22 protein-coding genes are annotated in these 23992 nt (G+C 65.4%); 9 read left to right on the top strand and 13 right to left on the bottom strand.

Annotation, left to right across the window (positions count from 1 at the left end):
• Window positions 1-14: 14 nt before the first annotated feature.
• The 6 genes from AC2VLV_RS12550 to AC2VLV_RS12525 are packed head-to-tail and all read right to left on the bottom strand — an operon-like array spanning window position 15 to window position 3343.
• On the bottom strand, window positions 15-401 hold the full coding sequence (locus AC2VLV_RS12550) for a tautomerase family protein (protein WP_486990303.1): 387 nt from the start codon (window positions 399-401) through the stop codon (window positions 15-17).
• 34 nt (window positions 402-435) lie between these two features.
• A complete protein-coding gene (locus AC2VLV_RS12545) occupies window positions 436-741 on the bottom strand; it encodes a HigA family addiction module antitoxin (protein WP_486990302.1) in 306 nt (101 codons plus the stop codon).
• Window positions 742-756: 15 nt separating this feature from the next.
• On the bottom strand, window positions 757-1035 hold the full coding sequence (locus AC2VLV_RS12540; protein ID WP_486990301.1) for a type II toxin-antitoxin system RelE/ParE family toxin: 279 nt from the start codon (window positions 1033-1035) through the stop codon (window positions 757-759).
• A 57-nt stretch (window positions 1036-1092) separates the two neighbouring features.
• Window positions 1093-2310, bottom strand: coding sequence for a nicotinate phosphoribosyltransferase (gene pncB, locus AC2VLV_RS12535; protein ID WP_486990300.1), 1218 nt, complete (start codon window positions 2308-2310; stop codon window positions 1093-1095).
• Window positions 2307-2606: a DnaJ family domain-containing protein gene (locus AC2VLV_RS12530; RefSeq protein WP_486990299.1), complete on the bottom strand. Its 300-nt coding sequence runs from the start codon at window positions 2604-2606 to the stop codon at window positions 2307-2309. Before AC2VLV_RS12530 ends, pncB begins: the two co-directional genes overlap by 4 nt.
• Window positions 2603-3343 carry a nitroreductase gene (locus tag AC2VLV_RS12525; RefSeq protein ID WP_486990298.1) on the bottom strand — a complete coding sequence of 247 codons (741 nt, stop codon included), beginning with the start codon at window positions 3341-3343 and terminating at the stop codon, window positions 2603-2605. Before AC2VLV_RS12525 ends, AC2VLV_RS12530 begins: the two co-directional genes overlap by 4 nt.
• Window positions 3344-3498: 155 nt before the next feature.
• Here AC2VLV_RS12525 and AC2VLV_RS12520 point away from each other — a divergent pair, with 155 nt between their 5' ends.
• Entirely contained in the window at window positions 3499-4542 is a 1044-nt protein-coding gene (locus AC2VLV_RS12520) for a DUF2235 domain-containing protein (RefSeq protein WP_486990297.1), read from the top strand.
• Here AC2VLV_RS12520 and AC2VLV_RS12515 read toward each other — a convergent pair.
• Complete coding sequence (locus tag AC2VLV_RS12515; RefSeq protein WP_486990296.1) at window positions 4530-8480, bottom strand: DUF748 domain-containing protein; 3951 nt, start codon at window positions 8478-8480, stop codon at window positions 4530-4532. The two genes, AC2VLV_RS12520 and AC2VLV_RS12515, sit on opposite strands and share 13 nt — an antisense overlap.
• Window positions 8481-8591: 111 nt before the next feature.
• On the opposite strand from AC2VLV_RS12515, the gene AC2VLV_RS12510 reads away from it, so the two are divergent.
• The gene (locus AC2VLV_RS12510) at window positions 8592-9872 is read left to right on the top strand and encodes a putative Na+/H+ antiporter (protein ID WP_486990295.1); all 1281 of its coding nucleotides are present in this window, start codon (window positions 8592-8594) and stop codon (window positions 9870-9872) included.
• 28 nt (window positions 9873-9900) lie between these two features.
• Entirely contained in the window at window positions 9901-10806 is a 906-nt protein-coding gene (locus AC2VLV_RS12505; RefSeq protein WP_486990294.1) for an NAD(P)-dependent oxidoreductase, read from the top strand.
• A 62-nt stretch (window positions 10807-10868) separates the two neighbouring features.
• Here AC2VLV_RS12505 and ppa read toward each other — a convergent pair whose 3' ends face one another.
• From ppa to AC2VLV_RS12485, 4 genes are all read right to left on the bottom strand, one after another.
• Complete coding sequence (gene ppa / locus AC2VLV_RS12500; protein WP_013104665.1) at window positions 10869-11399, bottom strand: inorganic diphosphatase; 531 nt, start codon at window positions 11397-11399, stop codon at window positions 10869-10871.
• Between the two features lie 42 nt (window positions 11400-11441).
• Window positions 11442-12161 (bottom strand): BON domain-containing protein, encoded by a 720-nt coding sequence (locus AC2VLV_RS12495; RefSeq protein ID WP_486990293.1) that lies wholly within the window; start codon window positions 12159-12161, stop codon window positions 11442-11444.
• Window positions 12158-12757 (bottom strand): phosphoheptose isomerase, encoded by a 600-nt coding sequence (locus AC2VLV_RS12490; RefSeq protein ID WP_276732116.1) that lies wholly within the window; start codon window positions 12755-12757, stop codon window positions 12158-12160. The genes AC2VLV_RS12495 and AC2VLV_RS12490 overlap by 4 nt, the downstream gene beginning before the upstream one ends.
• 79 nt (window positions 12758-12836) lie before the next feature.
• Entirely contained in the window at window positions 12837-13211 is a 375-nt protein-coding gene (locus AC2VLV_RS12485) for a YraN family protein (protein ID WP_486990321.1), read from the bottom strand.
• Window positions 13212-13218: 7 nt separating this feature from the next.
• On the opposite strand from AC2VLV_RS12485, the gene rsmI reads away from it, so the two are divergent.
• Entirely contained in the window at window positions 13219-14100 is an 882-nt protein-coding gene (gene rsmI, locus AC2VLV_RS12480) for a 16S rRNA (cytidine(1402)-2'-O)-methyltransferase (protein ID WP_486990292.1), read from the top strand.
• A 27-nt stretch (window positions 14101-14127) separates the two neighbouring features.
• Here the strand turns inward: rsmI and AC2VLV_RS12475 are convergent, their stop codons facing one another.
• Window positions 14128-16386 carry a sensor domain-containing diguanylate cyclase gene (locus tag AC2VLV_RS12475; RefSeq protein ID WP_486990291.1) on the bottom strand — a complete coding sequence of 753 codons (2259 nt, stop codon included), beginning with the start codon at window positions 16384-16386 and terminating at the stop codon, window positions 14128-14130.
• A gap of 355 nt (window positions 16387-16741) precedes the next feature.
• On the opposite strand from AC2VLV_RS12475, the gene AC2VLV_RS12470 reads away from it, so the two are divergent.
• The 5 genes from AC2VLV_RS12470 to parC all read left to right on the top strand — a co-directional run bounded on the left by AC2VLV_RS12470 (window position 16742) and on the right by parC (window position 23166).
• Complete coding sequence (locus AC2VLV_RS12470; protein WP_486990290.1) at window positions 16742-17128, top strand: hypothetical protein; 387 nt, start codon at window positions 16742-16744, stop codon at window positions 17126-17128.
• Window positions 17128-17946, top strand: coding sequence for a GDSL-type esterase/lipase family protein (locus tag AC2VLV_RS12465; protein WP_486990289.1), 819 nt, complete (start codon window positions 17128-17130; stop codon window positions 17944-17946). Before AC2VLV_RS12470 ends, AC2VLV_RS12465 begins: the two co-directional genes overlap by 1 nt.
• A 167-nt stretch (window positions 17947-18113) precedes the next feature.
• The gene (locus AC2VLV_RS12460; protein ID WP_486990288.1) at window positions 18114-18611 is read left to right on the top strand and encodes a GlcG/HbpS family heme-binding protein; all 498 of its coding nucleotides are present in this window, start codon (window positions 18114-18116) and stop codon (window positions 18609-18611) included.
• 261 nt (window positions 18612-18872) lie between these two features.
• Window positions 18873-20831: a DNA topoisomerase IV subunit B gene (locus AC2VLV_RS12455; RefSeq protein WP_486990287.1), complete on the top strand. Its 1959-nt coding sequence runs from the start codon at window positions 18873-18875 to the stop codon at window positions 20829-20831.
• 1 nt (window position 20832) lies between these two features.
• The gene (parC, locus tag AC2VLV_RS12450; RefSeq protein WP_486990286.1) at window positions 20833-23166 is read left to right on the top strand and encodes a DNA topoisomerase IV subunit A; all 2334 of its coding nucleotides are present in this window, start codon (window positions 20833-20835) and stop codon (window positions 23164-23166) included.
• A gap of 65 nt (window positions 23167-23231) precedes the next feature.
• Here parC and AC2VLV_RS12445 read toward each other — a convergent pair whose 3' ends face one another.
• The gene (locus AC2VLV_RS12445; protein ID WP_486990285.1) at window positions 23232-23768 is read right to left on the bottom strand and encodes an OmpA family protein; all 537 of its coding nucleotides are present in this window, start codon (window positions 23766-23768) and stop codon (window positions 23232-23234) included.
• Window positions 23769-23992: the final 224 nt, after the last annotated feature.

Below are 23992 nucleotides of genomic sequence, written 5' to 3'. Positions count from 1 at the left end.
GGTCGGCTTCCTGCTCAAACATCGAGACGAAATCCCAGATCCAGTTCAGAAGCGGGCTGCCCGCGCAGGCCCCAGTTTTCGAGGGGGGGCTCGATCAGAACGATCAAGATGTCGAAGGCCTGGATACCCAACCGCCCCAGTCTCGCAACGATGCCTTGGTACAACTTGCGCTTGGCTTCAAGGGTGCGACCGGGAAAGAGCAGGAATTCCACAAAAGTGTAGTTTTCTGTCTTGCCCGGAGGGATGGGGCAATGCTCGGGCTTGTGCTCAATGTAGCGGATCTGCTTGTCATCATCAGGCACCTTGAGCGCTTCGATCTGGGCCTGGTAAACAGCCTCGATCAAGGCTGCGAACCTCTCGGGAGAATGCGAGCGGCAGACTTCAATTTTTGCGATGGGCATGAATCCTCTCCTAATGGAACCAGCGATCCTGATGTCACGTCGCGGCGGGCTGAAACACACGGATGCGGGACGCGATCTTGCCCTTGAGTTCTCGTGTGGTGATGCGCATGTCGTACTCCGACTGCAGATTCAGCCAGAAGCGCGGTTCCATCGCGAAGTAGATCCCCAGCCGCAGTGCGGTGTCGGCGGTGATCGGGCGCTTGCCATGCACGATGTCGCTGATACGGCTGGGCGAGACGTCGAGATCTGCCGCCAGCCGCTGGATGGTCAGACCCATCGGGCGCATGAACTCCTCGATCAAAATTTCGCCCGGATGAATTTCTTCAAGCAATGCAACCATGCCAGTTCTCCGCATTCAGTGATAGTCCACGATCTCGACCTGATGCGCGCCATCGCGCATCCAGACAAAACACAGCCGCCATTGGTCGTTGATGCGAATGCTGTGCTGCCCCTTGCGATCTCCCTTGAGCGCTTCGAGCTGATTGCCTGGCGGGACTCTGAGACTTGCCAGTTCGGTGGCTGCATGCAGTTGCAACAACTTGCGCCGCGCCACACGCTCGATGTTGCGAAAGCGGGCAACCGTCCTGCTCTGAAACAGAGACTGGGTGTCAGCGCAATTGAAGCCGTAGATCATGTGCCATGATCGTCCGCAATACAGAATCTGTCAAGAAGAACCCATGGTCCAGAAAAACTACCCATCCTCCGCATCATGCTCCACCAGTTGGCTGGCGGGGATCTGGAAGACTTCGCGTAGATAGGCCAGATAGGCCGGGTCGTCGCACATATTCTTGCCCGGCGCGTCGCTGACCTTGGCCACGGGCTGGCCGTTGCAGCGGGTCATTTTGAGCACCATCTGCGGCGCCTCATAGCCAAGATCGTGCATGAGGTTGGTGCCGATGCCGAAGGCCAGGCCGACGCGGGCGTGGAACTGGCGGTATAGCTCGATGACCTTGGGGATGGTGAGCAGGTCGCTGAACACCAGCGTTTTGGAGCGCGGGTCGACGCGGTGCTTGGCGTAGTGCGCAATCATCTGTTCGCCCCAGGAGAAGGGATCGCCCGAGTCGTGGCGGGCGCCGTCGAACAGCTTGCAAAAATAAAGGTCGAAGTCGCGCAGGAAGGCTTGCAGGCCGTACACGTCGGCCAGGGCGATGCCCAGATCGCCGCGGTATTCCTTGGCCCACATCTCGAAGGCGAAAACCTGGGTGTCGCGCAGGCGTGGGCCCAGCGCCTGGCAGGCTTGCAGATACTCGTGCGCCATGGTGCCCAGCGGGGTGAGGCCCATGTTTTTGGCGAGCAGCACATTGCTGGTACCGGCAAGCTGGGGGCCGAGGCCGCTTTGCAACCGCCCTAGCACCTGCGCCTGCCAGCGCCTGGAGTAGCGGCGGCGGGTGCCGTAGTCAGCGATGCGGCAGTCTTGCAGCTCAGGGGTGTGGAGCAGGGCGATCTTGTCGTCGATACGCTGCATCCCGGCCATCAGATCGGCGTCGGCATGAGCATGACGGGCATAGACCTCGCCGACGATGGCGAGCACCGGAACTTCAAACAGAATGGTGTGCAGCCAGGGGCCGCGGATGGAAATTTCGATTTCGCCTCGCTCGCGCGCAGAAGGGTCGGCGGCAGGCGTGGCGCTGATGCGCTGGCGGTTGAGACGGAACAGCGTGAGGAAGTCGATGAAGTCGCTTTTGATGAAGCGCAGGCTGCGCAGATAGTCGAGTTCGTCGGGTTTCAATTGCAGGGTGCAGAGCGCGTCGAGCTCTGCGTTGATCTCGTCCAGCCGCGACACCAGATCGACCCCGGGCGTGCGGCACTTGAAGCGGTACTCCACCTGCGCACCTGGAAAGTGGTGCAGCACCACCTGCATCATGGTGAACTTGTAGAGGTCGGTGTCGAGCAGCGATTCGAGGATCATGGGTTGAATACGGATGGCGCATGCGGCGCGGTGTCTGCGCTGCATGCGCGCTGACGTGACAGTGCCTTGGCCCATAGCAGGCGCAGCGCGGCGCGTTCGCGCTGGTCTTGCGCGGCATCGGTGCGCACGCGGCGCGCCCGGTCGAGCAGTTCGAGGCCGAGGCGCGCCTGGGCGTCGAGCGCGCCGTCGCGCACGGTGAGATCAAGCGGGCGTCCGGCGCCGGGCAGGTTGTCGAGCGTGCCCTCCTGCACGGCTTGGGCAATGCGGGTTTCGCCGATGAAGGCCAACGCGTTCATGCGTCGTGGAACTGCGTGAATTCAGCCACTGGCGCGCGCTCGGTGACCAGGGTGTTTTCTATCGCGCCGGGGTCGGCCCAGCCCAGCGACATGCCGCAGACGACTTGCTGGGTCGCGGCGTCGAGCTTCAATTCGTCTTCGATGAGGCGGTGAAACGGGGTGAACGCGGCCTGCGGGCAGGTGTCGAGACCGCGACCGCGCGCCGCCACCATGATGTTCTGCAGAAACATGCCGTAGTCGAGCCAGCTGCCCTGCTCCATCACCCGGTCGATGGTGAAAATCAGCCCGACCGGCGCGTCGAAAAACCGGTAGTTGCGGGCATGTTGTGCGTGCATCGCAGGCTTGTCGCCCTTGGTGATGCCCAGTAGGCCGTACAGATCCCAGCCGACCTTGCGGCGGCGGTCGATGTAGGGCGAACGCCATTCGCGGGGGTAGTAGGCATATTCCTCGGTGTGCTGCGCAGCCTGTGACGGATCGTCATACGCCGCCAGGATGCGGGCTGACAGCCGCGCCAGCGCCGCGCCCGTGAGCACATGCACCTGCCAGGGCTGGGTGTTGGTGCCCGACGGCGCGCGCGCAGCCACCTGCAGGATGGCCTCGAGGGTTTCGCGCGGCACCGGAGTGGGCAGAAAGCGGCGGATGGAGCGGCGCGAAGTAATCGCGCCATCCACTGCAGACGGTGTCTCTGGCTCGGGTGGCGCTTCTTCTGCCGAGGCGATGGGAAGGCGATGGGTCATGGGCGAATAAAAAGCGGTTATCCAGCTCCAGTCTATCCCCCCCAATCGAAGCCCTGTGCGACACCGGGTTTGGGGGTGGGCAAGCCGCGTGGGCCGCCCCATCATTCGTCAGGTTCAATCGTGAAAAAACGTAACACCTCCGCGGATTCCCCCCGATGAAACGCATCGCCCTCTTCGCCGACGGCACCTGGAGCAAGCCCGACCAGAACGACGGCAACGCGCCCACGCCGACCAATGTGGTCAAGCTCTCGGTCGCCATCGCGGCGCAAGACAGTCATGGCATCGATCAGGTGGTGTTCTACCAAAAAGGCCTGGGCGAACAGGGAGGGCTGTGGGACAAGATCACCGGGGGCGCGTTTGGCATGGGGATCTCGGCCAATATCCGCGAGCTTTACCTGTTTCTGGTGCAGAACTATCACCCGGGCGACCAGATCTTTCTGTTCGGTTACAGCCGCGGCGCCTACACGGTGCGCAGCGTGGGCGGGCTGATTCGCAATTGCGGCATTCTGCGTCCGCAGCACGCCGGCCGCGTCGGCGAGGCCTACGCGCTCTACCGCGACCGTTCGCCCGACAGCCACCCCAACGCGCCGCAATCCGTCGCCTTTCGCGAGGCCTACGCCTGGCCGGACACGCCCATCGAACTCATCGGCGTCTGGGATACGGTGGGCGCCTTGGGCATACCCGTCACCCCGCTGCGCTTCTGGACCAAACCTCTCTACGAGTTTCACGACGTGGCGCTCAGCAGCCATGTGCGTTACGGCTATCAAGCACTGGCGCTGGACGAGCGCCGCAAGCCTTTCGTGCCGACGCTGTGGCAGACGCAAAGCCACGCCACCGATCAGGTGGTGGAGCAGGCCTGGTTTCCGGGCGTGCATGGCGATGTGGGCGGAGGGCAAACGCTCACCGGCCTGTCTGACGGGGCGCTGCTATGGATGGCCGACCGGGCGCAACGTTGCGGTCTGGCGCTCGACCCTGCCCTGCTTCCCCCGCATGGCGACCCCGCCGCGCAAATGGGCGACACCATGACGCTGTTCTACCGCCTGCTGGGCCAGCGCGAACGCCAACCGGGACAGGCCAACCCCGCCGGTCACGAGGGCGTGCACACCTCCACCCTCAGCCGACACTCCACCCTGCCCGACTACCGCCCTCCCGCGCTGGAGCGTTTTCTCGCCATGCGGCCGGTGACTTACTTACCTTGATCGGCGGCGGCAGAAGCGGCGGAGGCAGCAGCAGGCACTTGTGGTGCCGTTGTCGGCGCTGGGGTCGGCGCAGTGGTCGGCACTTCGGCAGGTGCGCCGGCAGTGGCCTGACCTGAAGCCAAACCGAGCGTGAGCACCACGTTCTTTTCCAGGTCGTTCTCACTGCCCTTGTCCGCCGTCTTGCCCGCCGTCTTTTCTGCGGCCTTGATCGCCGTCCCCATCTGCACCCGCGCCGCAGGCAAGGCCTTGGGGCCGGTGGTCAGCGCCGTGACCACGGCCTTGGCCCGCGCCTGAGCCAGCGCATCGAGAGCCGACTGGGGAATCACCACCGCCTTGGCCAACTGCGCCAGCATGGCGTGCAGCAAGGCCTGCTCCGGCTGATCGGCCTTGGGCAGCGATTTTTTCAGCGCTTCTAGCGCGCTGGTCGGATGCTGGTCGAGGTAGAGCGCATTGATGGCATTGCGGGTGCGGGCATTGCCCAGATCGAGCGGTCCTGGGCTGACTTCAGGCGGCACGGTCACGCCCAGCTTGAGCAGCACCTGACGGCGCACGGCAGCCTCCTGCAGCGCGGCGGTATCGCGCGCGGCGTCAAGCGTGGGCGGCACCTGCAATTCCAGCCGCGGCCGCTTGAGCAGCACCTCGCTGATCTGCAGCAGCTTTTCACGCTCGGGCGGCGCCAGCACTGCGCTGCCGGGGGCGAACGCCACGTTCTGCGGCGTTTGCTCGCCCCCGCCGCCAAACAGCGCGCCCAGCGCGCGGAACGGCGCTGTGACGATCTTGGTCAGCACGTTGACGATGGCCTGCCAGATGATGCCGCCGTAGCTGAACTTGGGGTTGTTCAGGTCGCCGTGCACCGGCAGATCGATGTCGATCACGCCGTCGCTGTTCTCCAGCACGGCGATGGCCAGATCGAGCGGCAGGTTCATCGCGCCGGGGCTGTCGACATGCGGGCCCAGCTTGAGCCGTGTGATGGTGAACTGGTTTTTGCCCTGCATCTGCGCCTTGGCGATCTTGTACTGCAGCTTGGCATCGAGCCGCCCCGATTCGATGGTGCGCCCGGCAAACTTGCCCGAGTACGGCGAAACCGAGGCCATGTTCAGGTTGCGGAAATCCAGCGTGACGTCGGTGTTCTGGGTGGCGCGGAAGGGCTGCAACTGCCCCCGCACCTTGGCCGAACCGTAGTCGTTGACCTGACCGTCGAGTTCGATCTGAGCGCTGCTATCGGGCGCGTCTGACAGCCCATTGATCACCCCGGAGAGCTTTTGCATACGCACCCGGAAGTCGGGTTTGATGGATTGGTCGGTGAAGTCGACATCGGCATTTTCGATGGCGGTGCGGTCGATGCGCAGCGCCAGCGGCAAGGGTTTTTCCGCACTGTTACCTGCAGCGGCAGGCGGCGGGCTCTGGGTGGGTTTGCGCGTGAGCAGGATGGCCTGCACATTGAGGGTGCGGTCGGGGTTGATGACGATGCGCCCATAGGGCTCCACCGCCTGCAGCGCCGTCATGCTGACCGAAAGCGGCGCGCTATCGACGCTCAGCCCGTTGGCCGCCAGCTTGCGCCAACCCAGAAACGGCGTGCGCCCTTCGGGCTCGACCAGCGCGAGGTTGTCGATCTGCGCACGGCCGTCATAGCTCACCTTCGGCACGCTGCCCTGGCCCTTGCCCAGCTTCACCGTGCCGTCGGCCGAGGCCGTTCCGCTGGTGAGCAGCAGCCGCACATAAGGCGCCAGCAGACTGCCGAAGGGTGTAAGCGCAAGCTGCTGAAGTTGCACCTGCAGCGAACCGGCCAGCGGTTGCGGGGCGACCTGGCCGCGGGCGCTGAACTGCCCGCCCTGCTTGAGCGCGAAGCGCACTTGCAGCGCAACGGGTTTGCGCAAATCCAGGCTGAGGTTGCGGGCGCTGGCCTGGCCCTGGATCACGTCCAGACGTATGGGAGCGGAAGTCTGGCGATCTTCGACCTGAGCCGAGAAGTCGCGCAGAGCAAGACTTTTGAGTTGCAGATCAGGCGGCTTGGCGGCCGGGTTTCGTGCGGCAGGTGGAGGCGCTGCAGAGGTGGGTGTTGCAGAGGCGGACACAAAGGCCTGCGTCCAGTTCAGGCCGTTCTGCGCCAGAGTCACCTCGGTATTCAGGCCGTCCACTTGCAGGGGCCCGGCGCGAATATGGGCCACGCCGGACGCGGGCAGACTGATTTCGCTAGATCCGAGTTGCAGGCTTTTCCACCGCGCCAGCGCTTGACGGGCGCTGTCGAGCCGCATCGCGCCGAGTTGCAGTTGCAGGTCTTTGGCCTGAACCTGCGCCGGGCTGCCCGCAGGCAGCACCACCTTGGCCGCGGTGTTGAGCCTGAGGTCGCTGAGCTGCAGTTGCAGCGGCGCCTTGAAGCTTTGGTCGGTGTAATCCAGCGCCTGCACCCGGGTGGCGACGCGCTGCACCTCCAGAGTCCATGCGGACGCGGGCTGAGCGGCTTGAACGGCTGATGCAGGCGCTGAAGTGGGCACTGCAGCGGGAACTGAAGCGGGCGGGCTCGGCGGCTTCGACGCTTTGGAAGCGCTCATGGCCTGCAGCAGATCGATCTGCCCGTTCGCCAGACGCTTGAGCTGAACTCGCGCCGCATCGAGCTGAACGGCGCCGAGTTGCACGCGGTGCTGTGCAAGATCGGCCTGCACCGCATCGACCTGAAGCAAGGGCAGCGAAAGCCAGGGGGTCGCCTGCGCCGCCTCTGCGCGCAACTGGCTGTCCTGCAGGGTGATTTGCGGCAGTTGCAGGGTGCGCTGGGCCAGATCGACCGTGCCCGGCTGCGTCTGCAGGCTGCCCGCCTGCAGTGCGGCCTGGCCGATCTGCCCGCTGATGTCTTGCACGCGCAGCGGCCCGAAACCTGAGCGTTGCCGGCCCCAGTCGAGCTGCGCGCCTTGCCATTGCGCGGTGCGGAACTGCAGCTGATCGCTGCCCGAAGTGGCGCTCAGCCCATCCAGCGACAAAGACTGCATCGACGCGGTGCGCTCGGAGCCGTCGATTTTTGCCTGATCCAGTTTCAGGCTTTGCCACTGCACGGCGGCGGCGCCCACCCGCGCGGCCAAGGTCTGAATTTGAGCGCCGAGGTCATTGATCGCCCACAGCCAGCCTTGCTGCCCCTGCACCGCGCTGTAGGCCGCATGAATCGACGCCGTGCCCGAGGTGATCTGCAAGGTGCTCGACAGATTCGGCACGGCCCGCGCCGCCGCTGCCAGGTCGAGCCCGGTGAGTTCCGCCTGCCCGCCGGACACCAGCGGATTGACACCCACATAGCCCTTCCAGCGCAGCGTGGCCTTCTGCTCGGGCAGCGCGAGACTGATGGCGTATTGCCCGCGCGCCTTGGGCAGAGTGGACAGATCGTTGACCTGCACGTTCAAGGGCGTCAACCGAGTGGCATAGGGATGGGTGCGGTTGGCATCGGCGTAGCGCAGCGTGCCGCCTGCGATCTGCAACTGCTCGATCACCACGCGCGGGAGGGTGTCGGAAGGTTGGGCCGGTTTGGGGCCGCGCTGCAGGGCGCGCACCAGAGCGTCCCAATTCATCGCGCCGCCTTGCGCAATGGCCACATTCACCTGCGGCTGATCGATGCGGATTTGATGAAACGTCCACGCCCAGCGAAACAGGCTCACCGGGGCGAAATCAACGAACAGCTTGCCAAACCCCGCCAGTGGCGCCCCCTGCGGCGTACTCAGTTGCAGCTTGTCCACCGTGAGATCAAGGTGTAGGGGGTCGAACGCCACCTTGCCCACCGTGGCCCGGCTGTCGAGCTGCGACTGCGCCAGCTTGGGAATGTAATGCTCGGCCAGCGGCCCGACCGCAAGGTAGCCAAAAGCCACATAAAACACGAACAGGCCCGCCGCAATGAGCACCGGCAGGCTGAGCAGCACGCGGCGCAGCCGCCCCCAGACGGACGAAGCAGTGGCAGACATCAAAACCTCGCGAATGATCGGATGCGTTGCATTATGGCTCCACCCCGCGACGCGCCGCCGCTTCGGCCGATACCATCACGGCTTGTTGCGCAACTCAATCCAACCGAACCCATGACCGACTCGATCCCCGCTTATGTTCAGTATGTGGGCGCCGCCCTGTTCGCCATTGCGGTGATCCATACGTTTTCCACCAAATTCTTCGAGGGCCTGGCGCACCGCCAGCCCGCGCATGCCGGGCTGTGGCATCTGCTCGGCGAGGTCGAGGTGGTGTTCGGGTTCTGGGCCATGGTGCTCATGGTGTTTTTGTTCGCCACGCTGGGGCAGCACGAAGCGGTGGCCTACATCGACTCGCGTAACTTCACCGAGCCGCTGTTCGTCTTCGCCATCATGGTCGTGGCGGGCACCCGGCCCATCCTCCAGGCTGCGGGCGACGTCGTCAACGGGCTGGCGCGCGCCGTTCCCCTGCCGGGCGCGATCATGTTTTACCTGCTGCTGCTCGTGGTCGTGCCGCTGCTGGGTTCGTTCATCACCGAACCCGCAGCCATGACCCTGGCCGCCCTGCTGCTGCGCGACCGCATTTTTCGTGCCGCAGTGTCTCTGCGCCTCAAATACATCACCCTGGGCGTGCTGTTCGTCAACATATCCATCGGCGGCACGCTCACCCATTTCGCTGCGCCGCCGGTGCTCATGGTGGCCTCCACCTGGCAGTGGGATCTGGGCTTCATGCTCACCCATTTCGGCTGGAAAGCCGCCATCGCGGTGGCCATCAACGCCGTGGGCGCCACCCTGCTGTTCCGCCGCGAACTGGCCGGGCTGGCGAGAACGGGTGCGGTGGATACGCCCGACCCCACACAACAACGCGCGCCGCTGAGCGTCATCAGCATCCACCTGTTGTTTCTGGTGGCCGTCGTGGTGTTCGCCCATCACCCGGCGGTGTTCATTCCCCTGCTGCTGTTTTTCGTCGGTTTTGCCACCGCCTACGCCCGCTACCAAGACACCCTGATGCTCAAGGAGGGCATGCTGGTGGGCTTCTTTCTGGGCGGGCTGGTGGTGCTGGGCGGCCTGCAGCAATGGTGGCTGCAACCGCTGCTCACCCGCATGGATGCGACCGCGGTGTTTTTCGGCGCCACGGCGCTGACGGCCATCACCGACAACGCCGCGCTGACCTACCTCGGCTCGCTGGTGCAGGGCCTGAGCCCCGAATTCAAATACGCGCTGGTGGCGGGCGCCGTCAGTGGCGGTGGCCTCACGGTCATTGCCAACGCCCCCAATCCGGCCGGCATCGCCCTGCTGCGCAGCAGTTTTGACGAAGGAGCGGTGCACCCGCTGGGCCTGCTGGGCGCCGCCCTGCTGCCCACCGTGGTGGCGATGAGCTGCTTCTGGCTGCTGTGATTCACTGTTCCAAACGCTTTTCTACGCTATGAACACCCCCACGATCCCTGATTCTGCAACTCACACCGTCGCCTTCCTCGGTCTGGGCGTCATGGGCGACCCGATGGCCGGGCACCTGGCCCGCGCCGGGCACGGCGTGACCGTTTACAACCGCACCGCGAACAAAGCGCACGACTGGGTGCGCCGCAACGGCGGGCATTCAGCGGCGACACCGCGCGAGGCCGCAGCGGGGGCCGACTTCGTGTTCTCCTGCGTCGGCAACGATGCCGACCTGCGCGCCGTGGCCCTCGGGCCGGACGGCGCTTTCGTCGACATGCAGCCGGGCGCGGTGTTCATCGACCACACCACGACCTCGGCCGATGTCGCGCGCGAGCTGGGCCTTGCGGCGCGCGAACGCGGCTTGTTTTTTCTCGACGCCCCCGTCTCGGGCGGGCAGGCCGGTGCGCAGAACGGCACGCTCACCGTGATGTGCGGTGGCGAGGCCCAGGCGTTCGCACGGGCGCAGCCGGTGATTGCCGCGTTCGCCCGCGCCGTGACCCGGCTGGGCGACAACGGCGCCGGGCAGCTTTGCAAGATGGTGAACCAGATCGCCATCGCCGGGCTGGTGCAAAGCCTGGCCGAGGCCATCGCCTTCGGTGAGCGTGCCGGGCTGGATCTGTCCACGGTGCTGCAGGTGATCGGCAAGGGTGCGGCGCAGAGCTGGCAGATGGACAACCGCGGCCCGACCATGATCGAAGGCCGCTACGACTTCGGCTTTGCCGTCGACTTGATGCGCAAAGACTTCGGTCTGTGCCTGCAAGAGGCCCGCCACAACGGCGCGCGGCTGCCAGTCCTTGCCTTGGTCGATCAGTTCTACGCCGATGTGCAGGCGGCAGGCGGCGGGCGGCTCGACACTTCGTCGCTGCTCAAGCGGCTGCGTGACAAGAACGACTGAAACCGCCCGTCCACAAACGACAAAGGCCACCCGAGAGTGGCCTTTGATTTTACTGACGACGATTATTTGGCCGTGTAGCGCGCGGCGCTGGCGGTGATTTCGGCCCGCGCGGCATCAATCCCGGCCCAGCCTTCGGTCTTCACCCACTTGCCCGCTTCGAGGTCTTTGTAGTGGTTGAAAAAATGTTCGATCTGCTTGAGCAGTTCGGGCGGCAGGTCTTCGGGCTTCTGGATGTGGCGGTACTGCGGCAGCAGTTTTTCCACCGGCACGGCGATGAGCTTGGCGTCCACCCCGGCTTCATCGGTCATTTTCAGCATGCCGATGGGGCGGCAACGCACCACGCAGCCGTGCACCAGTGGGATGGTGGTGACCACGAGCACATCCACCGGGTCGCCGTCTTCCGACAGGGTCTGCGGAATGTAGCCATAGTTGCACGGGTAGTGCATCGCGGTGGACATGAAGCGATCGACGAACAGCGTCCCGCTGGCCTTGTCCACCTCGTACTTCACTGGCGGCGCGTGCGCGGGAATCTCGATCACTACGTTGAAGTCGTCAGGCAGGCTTTTGCCCGCAGGCACGTCGCGCAAACTCATAATCAGTCCTTGGGTTAAGAGTGAGGTAGGGTAGAAAAAATTTCAGGCAGGATTGTTGCCGCGCGGCTCGGGCGGCGGCGCGTTTTCCTTTTGCGGGTTGCGCATGTCCTGCAACTGCTGTTCGCTGATGATGTTGAACATGGTCACGACCTTCGACACGCCCGTGGTGTCGCGTGCGATCTGAATGGCGCGGTCGGCCTCGCGCTGGGTGACGATGCCCATGAGATAGACCACGCTATTGGACGTGGTCACCTTGAAAGCATTGCCGAAAATATCGCGGGCGTCGATCAGGCGGGCGCGCACCTTGGTGGTGATGAGCGTGTCGGTGGCGCTGCGGTTGAGGTCGGCCACGGGCCCGATGTCGATTTCGTTGAGCACGGCCTTGACATTGGGCACGCCCTTGACGACTTGTTCGGCCTTCTGTTTGTCGGCCTCGCTCGGCACCTGGCCGACCAGCAGCACCTGCTGGTTGTAGCTCACGGCGCGCACATTGGCATCAGCGCCCAGGGCGGAAGAAATGCGGTTGTCCGCCTTGAGCTGAATGGTGTTGTCTTCGAGGATGGAGCCTGCCGTGCGTCGGTCGGTTGCCACATACGCGGTTGTGCCCACCGCGCCCAAGCCCAGCACGAAACAGCCCTGCAACTGCGTGACCGCGAGCACGACGGTCAGCAGACTGGCCGCGCGCCACAAACCGCGCGAACGACGCACGCCGCCCGCGGCAGAATCCGATTTAGAACAAATATCCACGTTCATTTGTGTCATGCCAAAGACTCCGGTTCACCCATCAGCACCCAGTCTAAGCCATCGCAAAGGCAATGCAACGTCAGCAGATGCACCTCCTGGATGCGGGCGGTACGGTCGTTGGGTACGGCGATATGCACATCCGCTTCGCGCAGCAGGCCGGCCACCCGGCCGCCGGTGCGCCCGGTCAGCGCCAGCACGCTCATCTCTCTGGCCTGCGCGGCCCGCACGGCTTCGACGATGCTCGACGAATTGCCGCTGGTGCTGAACGCCACCAGCACATCGCCGGGCAGGCCCAGCGCCCGCACCTGCTTGGAGAACACATGGTCGAAACCGTAATCGTTCGCCACGGCGGTGAGGGTGGAGGTGTCGGTGGTGAGGGCGATGGCGGCCAGTTCGGGGCGCTCGCGCTCGAAGCGGCCGACCAGTTCCGCGGCCAGATGCTGGCTGTCGGCGGCCGATCCGCCGTTGCCGCAGATGAGAATCTTGTGCCCATTCGACACCGCTGTCGCCAGCACATCGACGGCGCGCGCGATCGGCCCCGTCAGCGCCTCGGCCGCCTGATACTTCAGATCGGCGCTGTCGAAAAAATGCTGCTGGATACGCTGCTCTAGCATGATGTGACTGAGGGACAAAAGGGCGATGTTAGTCGGGGTCGAGTGCCTGTGCGGCCCGCGTGTTGCCATGCCTGCGTCGTCACTCTTCTGCCGAAAACGCGCCGGGCAGCCACTCCAGCTTGCCCGCTTCCAGCGCAACCACATCGAAACGGCACGTCGGCTCCTCGGCCAGACGCGCCAGATAGTGACGCGCGGCCAGCACAATGCGGCGGCGTTTGCGCGCATCGACACTGCCCGCCGCCCCGCCATACGCCGCCGCATTACTGCGGGCGCGCACCTCGACAAAGACCAGCGTGCCGTCGGCCGAGCGCATGATCAGGTCGATCTCGCCGCCGCGCACCCGATAATTGCGCCCGACCAGCCGCAAGCCGCGGGCCTGCAGCTCGGCGCAGGCCTGCGCTTCTGCCGACTGCCCCAGATGGCGCGCCGCGCGCTGCTTCCACATTTGCATCATGCCCGCCATGTCCACTCCCCTCCAAACCGCACTGGAATTCTGCGCCCAGCAGGATTTTCCGCCCGCGCTCTACATGGTGGCCGCGCCCATCGGTAACCTGGCCGACATCAGCCTGCGCGCCCTGGCCGCGCTGCACCATGCCGACCGCATCGCGGCCGAAGACACCCGGGTGGCGCAGCGTCTGCTCGAAGCCTACGGCCTGCGCAAACCCACGCTGCGCTGCGACCGGCACCGCGAGGCGCAGGCCGCGCAGCACATCGTCGCCGCGGTGGCCGCGGGCGAGCGCGTGGCTTTTCTCAGTGACGCCGGCACGCCGGGCATCAGCGATCCGGGCAGCCGAATCGCCGCGGCCGCTCATGCCGCCGGGCTGCGGGTAATGCCCCTGCCGGGCGCCAGCGCGGTGACGACGGCGCTCAGCGCCAGCGGCCTCGATCTGCACTCGGGTTATTGCTTCGCGGGCTTCGCGCCCGAAAAGGCCGTGGCGCTGCGCGCCTTTCTGCAGGCCGCGCTGCAGGCTTCGCGGGTGACGGTGTTTTTCGAAGCCCCGCACCGGCTGCGCGACTGCCTGCTCAGCTTGCTGGATCTGGACGCGCAGGCGCAGCTCGTCCTCGCCAAGGAGTTGAGCAAACAGTTCGAGACTCTGCTGCCCTGCACGCCGCAAGCCGCGCTCGACTGGCTCGATGCCGATCCCCGGCGGGCGCAGGGTGAATTCGTGCTGCTGCTGCAGCCACGCGCGGCGGTGGCGGAACTCGACACCCGGGCCATCGCCCTGCTGCAGCGGCTGGCGCAGGAGTTGCCCGCCTCACGCGCGGCCGCCGTGGCGGCTGACCTCACCGGGTTGAAGCGCGATGCGCTCTACCGCTGGCTACTCGATCAAAAACAGGGCTAATAAACAGGACTGATCGAGCGCCCCGCCTTACACCGGCGCCGGGGCTTCACCCGTCCAGATTTCCACCCGGTTGCGTCCGGCTTGTTTGGCGCGGTAGAGCGCCTGGTCGGCGCGGTCGAGCAATTCGTCGGCGTCCACCAGGGTGGAAGTGGGCAGGAACTCGGCAATGCCGATGCTGGTGGTCAGCGTCAGGCCGTCTTGCGGGCTTGTGGGCAGGCAGCTCGCCTCCTGGATGGACAGCCGCAGGCGCTGCGCCACATCGAACGCGACCTGCCGCGTGGTCTGCGGCAGCAGAATGGCGAACTCGTCGCCCCCCAGCCGTCCACAAAGATCGGGCCCGCGCAACTGCTGCATGCAGGTTTGCGCAAAACAGCGAATGACGGCATCGCCCGCCTGATGGCCGAGGCGGTCGTTGATCTGCTTGAAACGGTCGATGTCCAGCGCCAGCACCACGAACGGGCTGCCCTCACGCTGCGCGCGGCGCAGTTCCAGTGCGGCGCGGGCCAGAAAGTAGCGGCGGTTCGGAATGCCGGTCAGCGTGTCGGTGTAAGCCAGATTGCGCAATTCGCTCTCGCGCGCCTTGGCCTCGGTGATGTCCTTGAAGGCGAAGATCAGGGCGTCGTCGTCGCGGTAGCGTCCCCGGGTGACCGACAGCAGCAGCCAGACCTCGGTGCCGTCGAACCGGCGGAATTGAGCTTCCACGCCGCGCACCACACCGCCTTCGCGCTGCAGCCGGGCCAGCAGTTGATCTCGATCGACCGCGTCGCCCCAAAGAGGCCGCATCGACTGCCCGGCGTGCTGCGCATACGAACCGCGGAACAGACTGTCGGCGGCCTTGTTGGAAAACAGCAGCGCCGCGTCGCTGGTGCGGGTGATAACCAGCGGCACCGGCGACTCTTCCGAGAGAAAGCGAAAGCGCTGCTCGTCTTCGCTGAGTTGCTGCTGCAACTGCTTGATGGCGGTGATGTCCTGCATGCTGGTGACCACGCCCACGATCTGGCGGCTGACCGCGTCGCGCACCAGCGCCTTGTTCAAAATCCACACCGTGGGCTCATGATCGGGATGCAGATAAGGCGCCTCGCGCGTGACCTGCAAGCTGCCGGAGAGCAACTCGCCGTCCATGTCCTCCCAGATGCGGCCCAGGGTGGAGCCGAGAATCTGCGTCCCGGTGCGTCCGTGAATTTCCGGGCCGCTGAGCCCGACGAGCAGGTTGAAGGCCACGTTCACCCGAGTGAACCGCCCCTGCGGATCGCTGAACGCCACCGGGTTGGGCAGCGCGTTGAGCAGCGATTCCTGAAACCGCAACTGCGCCTGCGTGGTGGCCTGGCTGATCTGCAGCGCGGCGGTGCGGCGGTTGACCTTTTTTTCCAGCGTGGCATTGATGTCGCGCACCTGTTTGATCGCAGCGGTGCGCTCGTTGGCCAGCAATCCGGCGAGCAGCATGGCGCTGGCGAACGCCAGCAGAATAATCTGCATGGACATGAAGCGGTCGCTGCCCAGCATGCTGTACATCGGGCCTTGCTGCAGCACGGTCGCCGTCACGATCAGCAGGCTGATGACCGCGCTCAAGGTGGTGGAAACCGCCAGCGGCAGGCGCATCGACGACCACAGCAGCGGCAACATGACCAGGCTCGCCAACCCGATGGGCAGCGCGCTCTGGCCGACTGGCATGAGATAGACCAGCAGAGTGCCGATCACCGCGAGCGCTGGCAGCCACACCATCTCCCAGTTGAACGCCGTCCGCAAGGTCTGCAGCGACACCCGGCGCAGCAGTTCGGCGGCGGGGGTGAGCACCACGATGCTGGCCATATCGGTCACCCACCATTGCACGCCCAGATCAGGCGAAACGGGCGTCTGGCCAAAACCGAAGGTGGCCGCAGCAGTGGCCCCAACGGCCGCCGAGACCCCCGCGCCGAGTACGCCCATGGTGCCGATGAACCATAGACCGTCGGCCGTCGTCTCGAAACCCTGCCAGCGCGCACGCCGCCGCAGCAGCCACAGACCGAGCAGCGGTCCGAGGACGTCGCCCGCCGCGATCAAGGCGCTGGCCTGCAGTCCCCAGCCCAACAGAATGTGGTCGCTCACCCAGGACGCGAGCAGGATGGCCGGCACCATCGACGGCCCGCGCGCAATCAGGCCGAAGGCCGCCACGGCCGCCGAAGGCCACAGAATGAGCTCGCTCGACCGCACCCCGAGCACCAGCCAGGCCACCAGGATGTAACACGCAGCGATGCCCACTGACCAGATCAGCCAGCGAATCACGGAGCGGGTGGGCACAGAGCGCATGAGGGCGTTGCAGCAGAGTCAGTGAGTCAAAGTTTCAGGGCAGAAAACGACATTTCATCGAGGGAAAAACACCCGAAAAAACCGGGTGAAAATTGTCAGCAAAGAACCAAACTTCTTGACAATCCAGACAAACTGGAGAAATCAACGCAGGATGTGCATTATTCCTGCACCAGATTCGAAGTCTGTTCTGGCTTGACCGAATTCTCCCGAAGTTGCGTTGCCCTGTCCGTGAAATCCGTCACGGTGTCAGCCCGGATGGCTCTGTGAACTCACCCGGATTGCTGAAAAGTGCGCACTACTTCACAAAGTCTGCGCGGTGTGTGTCACGCATAATTTGTCCACCCCTGATTCTGCCGTGCGCACCGTGTTCAAACTGTTTCGCCCCAAGCCGTCCGCCCTGCCTCCCGAGCAGCCCTCATCCGCCATCACAGAGTTACGCGGCGCCACGCTGGAGGGTTATCACTTCGCGCTTCGCTTGGAGCGCGATGACCGCGGCGAAGCGCGGCGCCTCATCGGCTGGCATGGCTCGTCCAAGGGCGGTGCGCGCGTCGATCTGCGGCGCGACTCCAACGGGGTGTGGCGCGATCCGCAAGGGCGGCAGGCCGAGGCCGCAGACGATCTGGTTCCCCCCACCATTCGCCTCAGCGCCGCCTGGGCGGCACAATGGCGCCCCACAGAGGCTGAGAAGACCTCGCCCGATCAAACAGAACACGCAACGCAGCCCTTGACCGTGGAAGTCTGATGAAGCCCGAAAGCCCGCTACGCTCGCCGCGCCGCCGCGCTCTGCTGCTGTCCACCGCTGGTGCGCTGCTGCCCGGCGGCTGGCTAGAAACAGCGCAGGCGCGCGAGGCGGTCAATCTGGCCGCGACGCCCATCGGCCGCATGGATCTGCCCTGGTGGCGCAAGCGCTTTGAAGCGTCGCTGCAACAGGTGCGCCGCAGCCACCCAGAACTCGTCTGGCTGGGCGACTCCATCACCCAGAACTGGGAGCGCAGCGGGCCGCAGCCCTGGGCCGACTATCAGCCCATCTGGCAACGCGAATACGGACGCTACGACCCGCTCAATCTCGGCTTCATCGGCGACACCACCTCCAGCGTGTTGTGGAGGCTCGATCACGGGCAGGTGCAGGGACTGTCTCCGAAGGTCTGCATCCTGCTGATCGGCGCCAACAATCTGGGGCGCCCGCACTGGGGCGCACACCTGACCGTGCCGGGCATCGAGGCGGTGGTGGACAAGGTGCACCAGTTGCTGCCTCACACCGCGGTGCTGCTGCTCGGCGTGCTGCCCAGCAAGCGCTCGGCCTGGATCAGCGCCGAAACCCTCAAGATCAACGCCGCGCTGGCGCAGCGTTACGCCCACAGCCCCTTTGTGACCTTCCTGAATGTCGGCCATGTGCTGCTCGATGCCCAAGGCCAGCCCGATCCCGACCTCTATCTCGAAGGGCACGAGGCGCATCAAACCGTGCTGCTCCACCCAGACGCGCAAGGCATGGAGCGCATCGCCCAGTCGATCGCCCCCACGCTGGACAATCTCATGAGAAACTCGCCGGGCCGCCCCTAGAGTTTCTTGCCCCTTGAGGGGAGAACCGAGCGAAGCGAAGGTTTTCGGGGTGGGCTGATGGCTCGCTGAATCGGCCCTCCTGCCCGCAGGCAAAGAGGCTCTCGCTGTGGAATACTGCGTCACGCACGCTGCCTGCCTATCCCCACAAAAATTCTGCAGGAGACCATATGAAAGCTTCCCTTCGTTTGCCCGCGGCGCTCGGCCTGTGCGCCTTGCTGTCCGCACCCGCCTTCGCGGCCGAGCCGCTGACCGTCACGGTCCACCGACTCACCCTTGAGACCGCCGAGCGCATCGCGCAAGGGGCGATCAAGACCTGTCGCGCCAAGGGTTTGCAGGTCAGCGTGACCGTGGTAGACCGCAACGGCATCGTGCAGGCCACGCTGCGCGACACCCTGGCCCCGCCAGTCTCGCTGGCCATCAGCCGACAAAAAGCCTATACGGCCGCCATGTTCGGCATCAAAGGCACCGCCATGGGGCCGCAAGCCGCCTCGCCCCTGGCGCTGCTGGGCGACGGCCTGGCCTTCACCGCGGGTTCTGTGCCGATCGAAGCCGGGGGCCGGATTTACGGCGCCGTGGGCGTGAGCGGCGCACCGGACGGCAAGGTCGACGAAGAATGCGCCCAGGCCGGACTCGAAGCGGTCTTGCCCGATCTGGAAATGCAATAAAGGCCTGCGCGTCCCCTCGCGTTTCCCGTTGCTCTTCCCCGCTTTTCCCCTATTCGCGCCCCTGCCTACAATCCTCAGTCAGTTCTGCGCGACCTCGCGTTGCGCAGAACTGACCGACACAACGGCCTGCCTTTTTTTTGGGCAGCCCGATCAACCCGCATGAAATCAGGGCTTTCCGCCCATCCGGTGTGACATTTTCCCCAGCCACTGGGGATAACTGGGCACCGGTGGCACCCCTGTGGATAATTTTCTGACCCCTCCATGGCCAGTCGCCGATCTCCCGCCTATTCCGAATCGTCCATCCGTGTGCTCAAGGGCCTGGAGCCCGTGCGCCAGCGGCCGGGCATGTACACCCGCACCGACAACCCGCTGCACATCGTGCAGGAAGTCATCGACAACAGCGCCGACGAAGCTCTGGGCGGCTACTGCCAGCACATCGCCGTCACGCTTCACGTCGACGGCAGCATCAGCGTGGAAGATGACGGTCGCGGCATCCCCTTCGGCCTGCACCCGGAAGAGAACGCGCCGGTGGTCGAGCTGGTGTTCACCCGGCTGCATGCCGGGGGCAAGTTCGACAAGTTGCAGGGCGGCGCCTACAGCTTCTCGGGCGGCTTGCACGGCGTGGGCGTCTCGGTCACGAATGCACTGGCGGCAAGGCTGGAGGTCACCGTCTGGCGCGACGGCCAGGTGGCGCATCTGGTGTTTTCAGGTGGCGACGTTATCGAACCTCTGTCGGTGCGCAAGGCCGCTCGCGATGAGCGCAGAAGCGGCACCCGCGTGCGGGTCTGGCCCGATGCCAGGTACTTCGACAGCCCCCACCTCCCGCTGGCCGAACTCACCCATCTGCTGCGCAGCAAGGCGGTGTTGCTGCCCGGGGTGAAGGTCGATCTGATTCAGGAAAAAACCGGCGACGCCACGCACTGGGAATATGCCCGCGGACTGCGCGACTATCTGCTCAGCAGCCTGCCCGCCGAGCCCTTCATCGATCTGTTCGAAGGCGAGCACTACGCCGGCGCTTCAGAGCAGGAGAGTTTCGCCGAAGGCGAGGGCGCGGCCTGGTGCGTGGCCTTCACCGAAGAGGGCGCTGTGCTGCGCGAGTCTTACGTCAACCTCATTCCCACGCCGGCCGGCGGCACGCACGAAGCCGGCTTGCGCGAGGGCCTGTTCCAGGCCGTGAAGGGCTTCATCGAGCTGCACAACCTGCAGCCCAAGGGCGTGAAACTGCTGCCAGAAGACCTGTTCGCGCGGGCGTCCTTTGTGCTTTCCGCGCGGGTGCTCGATCCGCAGTTCCAGGGCCAGATCAAGGAAAAGCTCAACAGCCGCGATGCGCTGCGCCTGGTTGGCCAGGCCGTGCGGCCCACGCTCGAACTCTGGTTGCACGAGCGGGTCGATCAGGGCAAAAAGCTCGCTGAACTGGTCATCCGCCAGGCGCAGAGCCGCCTGCGCGCGGCGCAGAAAGTGGAGAAGAAAAAGGGCTCGGGCGTGGCCGTGCTGCCGGGCAAGCTGACCGACTGTGAAAGCCGCGATACCGGTCGCACCGAACTCTTTTTGGTGGAAGGCGATTCCGCCGGGGGCTCGGCCAAGATGGGCCGCGACAAGGAGTTCCAGGCCGTCCTGCCGTTGCGTGGCAAGGTGCTCAATTCCTGGGAAGTGGAACGCGACCGGCTGTTCGCCAACACCGAGATTCACGACATCGCCGTGGCCATCGGCGTCGACCCGCACGGCAAGGACGACGCGCCCGATCTGTCGAACCTGCGTTACGGCAAGATCTGCATTCTGAGCGATGCCGACGTGGACGGCTCGCACATCCAGGTCTTGCTGCTCACGCTGTTCTTCCGCCACTTTCCCAAGCTCATCGAGCGCGGTCATGTCTGCGTGGCCCGCCCGCCGCTGTACCGCCTCGACGCGCCCGCGCGCGGCAAGAAACCCGCGCAGAAAATCTACGTGCTCGACGACGCCGAACTGCAGGCCGCGCAGGACAAACTGCGCAAGGACGGCCTGAAGGACGGCGCCTGGCAGATCTCGCGCTTCAAGGGCCTGGGCGAAATGAGCGCCGAGCAGCTCTGGGACACCACCCTGAACCCCGACACCCGCCGTCTGTACCGCGTGCGGCTGGACGATGCCGAGCTGCTTTTCTCCCAGCTCATGGGCAAGGGCGAAGCCCAGGCGCGCCGCGGGCTGATGGAGGAATACGGCGACCAGATCGAAGTGGACATCTGATATGAGCGAACAAGCCACCCTCGAATTCGACAACCGGCCTGAAGACGATGCCGACTCGCTGGCGCTGGGCGACTATGCCCGCCGCGCCTATCTCGACTACGCCATCTCCGTGGTCAAGGGCCGCGCCTTGCCCGATGTGTGCGACGGCCTCAAGCCGGTGCAGCGGCGCATTCTCTACGCCATGTGGCGCATGGGGCTGGCGTTCGACGCCAAGCCGGTCAAGTCGGCGCGCGTGGTAGGCGACGTGCTCGGCCGCTTTCACCCGCATGGCGACCAGGCCGCCTACGACGCCCTGGTGCGGCTGTCGCAAAACTTCGCGCAGCGCTATCCGCTGATCGACGGTCAGGGCAACTTCGGCTCGCGCGACGGCGACGGCGCTGCCGCCATGCGCTACACCGAGGCGCGGCTCTCGCCCATCGCCCGGCTGCTGCTCAGCGAGATCGACGCGGGTACCGCCGACTTCATTCCCAACTATGACGGCTCGACCACCGAGCCCCGGCTGCTGCCCGCGCGGCTGCCTTTCGTGCTGCTCAACGGGGCCAGCGGCATCGCCGTGGGCATGGCCACCGAGATTCCGGCCCACAATCTGCGCGAGGTCGCCAGCGCCTGCGTCGCCCTGCTCAGGAATCCCCGGCTCGAACTCGCCGAGGCCCTGGCGCTGATGCCCGGGCCCGACTTCGCCACCGGAGGCCAGCTCATCTCCAGCCCGCAGGACATCGCCGCGGCCTATGCCGTCGGCCGCGGCAGCCTGAAGGTGCGCGCCCGCTGGACGGTGGAAGAACTCGCGCGCGGCCAATGGCAGCTGGTGATCAACGAACTGCCGCACGGCACCAGCACGCAGATGGTGCTCGAAGAAATCGAGGAACTCAGCAACCCCAAAATCCGCCCCGGAAAGAAGGCGCTCGCGCCCGAGCAGATCGCGCTGAAGGCCAGCCTGCTGGGTCTGCTCGACGCCGTGCGCGACGAGTCGGGCCGTGAGGCTGCCGTGCGGCTGGTGTTCGAGCCGCGCAGCTCGCGCATCGATGTGGCCGAGTTCGTCAACACCCTGCTCGCCCGCACCAGCCTGGAGACCAGCGTGCCGATCAATCTGGTGATGATCGGAGCCGATGGCAAGCCGCGCCAGAAGGGGCTGATGGACATCCTGCGCGAGTGGGTTGCCTACCGCCGCGACACGGTGCAGCGTCGTTCAAAACATCGCCTGGAACAGGTGGACGCCCGCATCCACATCCTCGAAGGTCGGCAGCAGGTGCTGCTCAATCTCGATGAAGTGATCGAGACCATCCGCAACAGCGACGATCCCAAGCCGGCGCTGATGGCGCGCTTCGACCTCACCGAGCTGCAGGCCGACGACATTCTCGACATGCGGCTGCGCCAGCTCGCCAGGCTGGAGGCCATCCGCATCGACAAGGAACTCGCCGCCCAGCGCACTGAGGCCGCCGAACTGCAAAAACTGCTCGGCGACGAAAAAGCCATGACGCGGCGGATCATCAGCGAGATCGAGGCCGACGCCAAACAGTTCGGCGACGACCGCCGCACGCTCATCCAGGCCGAGCAGCGCGCCGTGGCCGAGGTCAAGGTGGTCGATGAACCCGTCACCGTCATCGTGTCGCACAAAGGCTGGCTACGCACGCAGAAAGGCCACGGCCTCGTGCTGTCCGCCCTCACCTTCAAGCCGGGCGACGCGCTCTACGCCACGTTCGAATGCCGCAGCGTCGATCCGCTCGTCGTGCTCGGCAGCGACGGCCGGGCCTATTCGATGGATGTGGCCGACCTGCCCGGCGGGCGTGGCGACGGCCAGCCCGTCACCTCTTTCATCGAACTCGCACCGGGCACGCAGGCCCAGCATTATCTCGCAGGCGCCCGCACCACGGCGCTGCTGCTGTGGACGGCGCAGGGCTTCGGCTTTGTCACCCGCATAAGCGATGCCCTGAGTCGCCAGCGCGCGGGCAAGACCTTCGTCACCCTCGAAGACGGCGACACCCTGCAGCGCCCGCTGGTGCTCGAAGCCGACGCCGATGGCAGCCCTGTCGGGCGTCTGGCCACCCTCAGCGCGGACGGCCGCCTACTGCTCTATCCGTCCGCAGAAGTCAAAACTCTGGCCCGCGGCGGCAGGGGCATCACCCTGATGGCGCTCGACGCCAAGGAAGCCCTGCAAAGCGTGGCGCAGTTGGCCGCAGAGCGCGACGCCCTGCTCGTCAGCGGCAAGGGGCGCGGCGGGGTGGCGCGCAGCGCCACACTCAGCGCCGCACAGCAAACCGCTTATGTCGGCAAACGCGCCCGGCGCGGACGCAAGCTCGAGGTGACGTTCAAGCCGGACCGCCTGAGCCGCGCGTAAAACAGAACGCCAACAAAAACGCCCTGCACAAAGGCAGGGCGTTTTTGCGTTGTCGTGCGGCGGTTTTACTTCACCACCACCTCTACCCGGCGAGCTTCGGCGCCGCTCGCGCCGCCCGTCGTTTCCGCCGGTTTTTCGAGGGTGATGCGATCAGCCGGCACGCCTTGCGCCACCAGCGCATCGCGCACCGCGAAAGCGCGCTTCTTCGCCAGCTCGGCATTCAGCGCCGCAGAACCCGTCGCGTCGTGATAGCCGCTGATCACCACCGAGTGCCCTTGCGCCACGGCCTCGGCAACTTGCTTGAGCGCGGCATCAGCGCCCGCCGCCAGATCGGCCTTGCCACTGGCGAAGTAGAACTTGACCACCCCGTTTTCCACCACCACGCGAGCGCCATCGGCCTGCGCATTCATCAGTTGCGGCATCGAGGTCGCCAGCATGGGGGCGGACGGCGCGGAAGCTGTGGCCGGTGCGGCCGCGGCCTGCCCTTGCGCCCCGCCGCCATCCTTGATGGCCACGCCGACAATCACCGCCACCGTCGCGAGCACGGTCGCCAGCACCACGCCGACAATGGGAACGTAGTTGTCATCATCCTGAAAAAACATGCCGATTCCTCCCTGAACCGTGAAAGTGCCGCAACCCGGTACGGCAAACCGGCAGCATTCTAGTGCAGTGTTTTACGCTTGATGGAACAAATAAAACCGATGGATTTGGCGTCAGGGCAAGGCGCCTACCACAGCGATACCCGTAGGTATCGCGCGGATGGGCAACGCCGCCCTGGCGGCAAAGACGCGGTTTTATGTTCCAGATAGCGTGAAACACTGCACTA

The organism is Thiomonas sp. TH-17 (assembly GCF_057473305.1).
The sequence above is the reverse complement of the archived record's forward strand: the minus strand, read 5'-3'. Positions and strand labels throughout refer to the sequence as shown.

Coding starts and splice junctions, on each gene's coding strand:
- AC2VLV_RS12550 (WP_486990303.1), bottom strand. CDS start 401: ATGCCCATCGCAAAAATTGAAGTCTGCCGCTCGCATTCTCCCGAGAGG.
- AC2VLV_RS12545 (WP_486990302.1), bottom strand. CDS start 741: ATGGTTGCATTGCTTGAAGAAATTCATCCGGGCGAAATTTTGATCGAG.
- AC2VLV_RS12540 (WP_486990301.1), bottom strand. CDS start 1,035: ATGATCTACGGCTTCAATTGCGCTGACACCCAGTCTCTGTTTCAGAGC.
- pncB (WP_486990300.1), bottom strand. CDS start 2,310: ATGATCCTCGAATCGCTGCTCGACACCGACCTCTACAAGTTCACCATG.
- AC2VLV_RS12530 (WP_486990299.1), bottom strand. CDS start 2,606: ATGAACGCGTTGGCCTTCATCGGCGAAACCCGCATTGCCCAAGCCGTG.
- AC2VLV_RS12525 (WP_486990298.1), bottom strand. CDS start 3,343: ATGACCCATCGCCTTCCCATCGCCTCGGCAGAAGAAGCGCCACCCGAG.
- AC2VLV_RS12520 (WP_486990297.1), top strand. CDS start 3,499: ATGAAACGCATCGCCCTCTTCGCCGACGGCACCTGGAGCAAGCCCGAC.
- AC2VLV_RS12515 (WP_486990296.1), bottom strand. CDS start 8,480: ATGTCTGCCACTGCTTCGTCCGTCTGGGGGCGGCTGCGCCGCGTGCTG.
- AC2VLV_RS12510 (WP_486990295.1), top strand. CDS start 8,592: ATGACCGACTCGATCCCCGCTTATGTTCAGTATGTGGGCGCCGCCCTG.
- AC2VLV_RS12505 (WP_486990294.1), top strand. CDS start 9,901: ATGAACACCCCCACGATCCCTGATTCTGCAACTCACACCGTCGCCTTC.
- ppa (WP_013104665.1), bottom strand. CDS start 11,399: ATGAGTTTGCGCGACGTGCCTGCGGGCAAAAGCCTGCCTGACGACTTC.
- AC2VLV_RS12495 (WP_486990293.1), bottom strand. CDS start 12,161: ATGACACAAATGAACGTGGATATTTGTTCTAAATCGGATTCTGCCGCG.
- AC2VLV_RS12490 (WP_276732116.1), bottom strand. CDS start 12,757: ATGCTAGAGCAGCGTATCCAGCAGCATTTTTTCGACAGCGCCGATCTG.
- AC2VLV_RS12485 (WP_486990321.1), bottom strand. CDS start 13,211: ATGATGCAAATGTGGAAGCAGCGCGCGGCGCGCCATCTGGGGCAGTCG.
- rsmI (WP_486990292.1), top strand. CDS start 13,219: ATGTCCACTCCCCTCCAAACCGCACTGGAATTCTGCGCCCAGCAGGAT.
- AC2VLV_RS12475 (WP_486990291.1), bottom strand. CDS start 16,386: ATGCGCTCTGTGCCCACCCGCTCCGTGATTCGCTGGCTGATCTGGTCA.
- AC2VLV_RS12465 (WP_486990289.1), top strand. CDS start 17,128: ATGAAGCCCGAAAGCCCGCTACGCTCGCCGCGCCGCCGCGCTCTGCTG.
- AC2VLV_RS12460 (WP_486990288.1), top strand. CDS start 18,114: ATGAAAGCTTCCCTTCGTTTGCCCGCGGCGCTCGGCCTGTGCGCCTTG.
- AC2VLV_RS12455 (WP_486990287.1), top strand. CDS start 18,873: ATGGCCAGTCGCCGATCTCCCGCCTATTCCGAATCGTCCATCCGTGTG.
- parC (WP_486990286.1), top strand. CDS start 20,833: ATGAGCGAACAAGCCACCCTCGAATTCGACAACCGGCCTGAAGACGAT.
- AC2VLV_RS12445 (WP_486990285.1), bottom strand. CDS start 23,768: ATGTTTTTTCAGGATGATGACAACTACGTTCCCATTGTCGGCGTGGTG.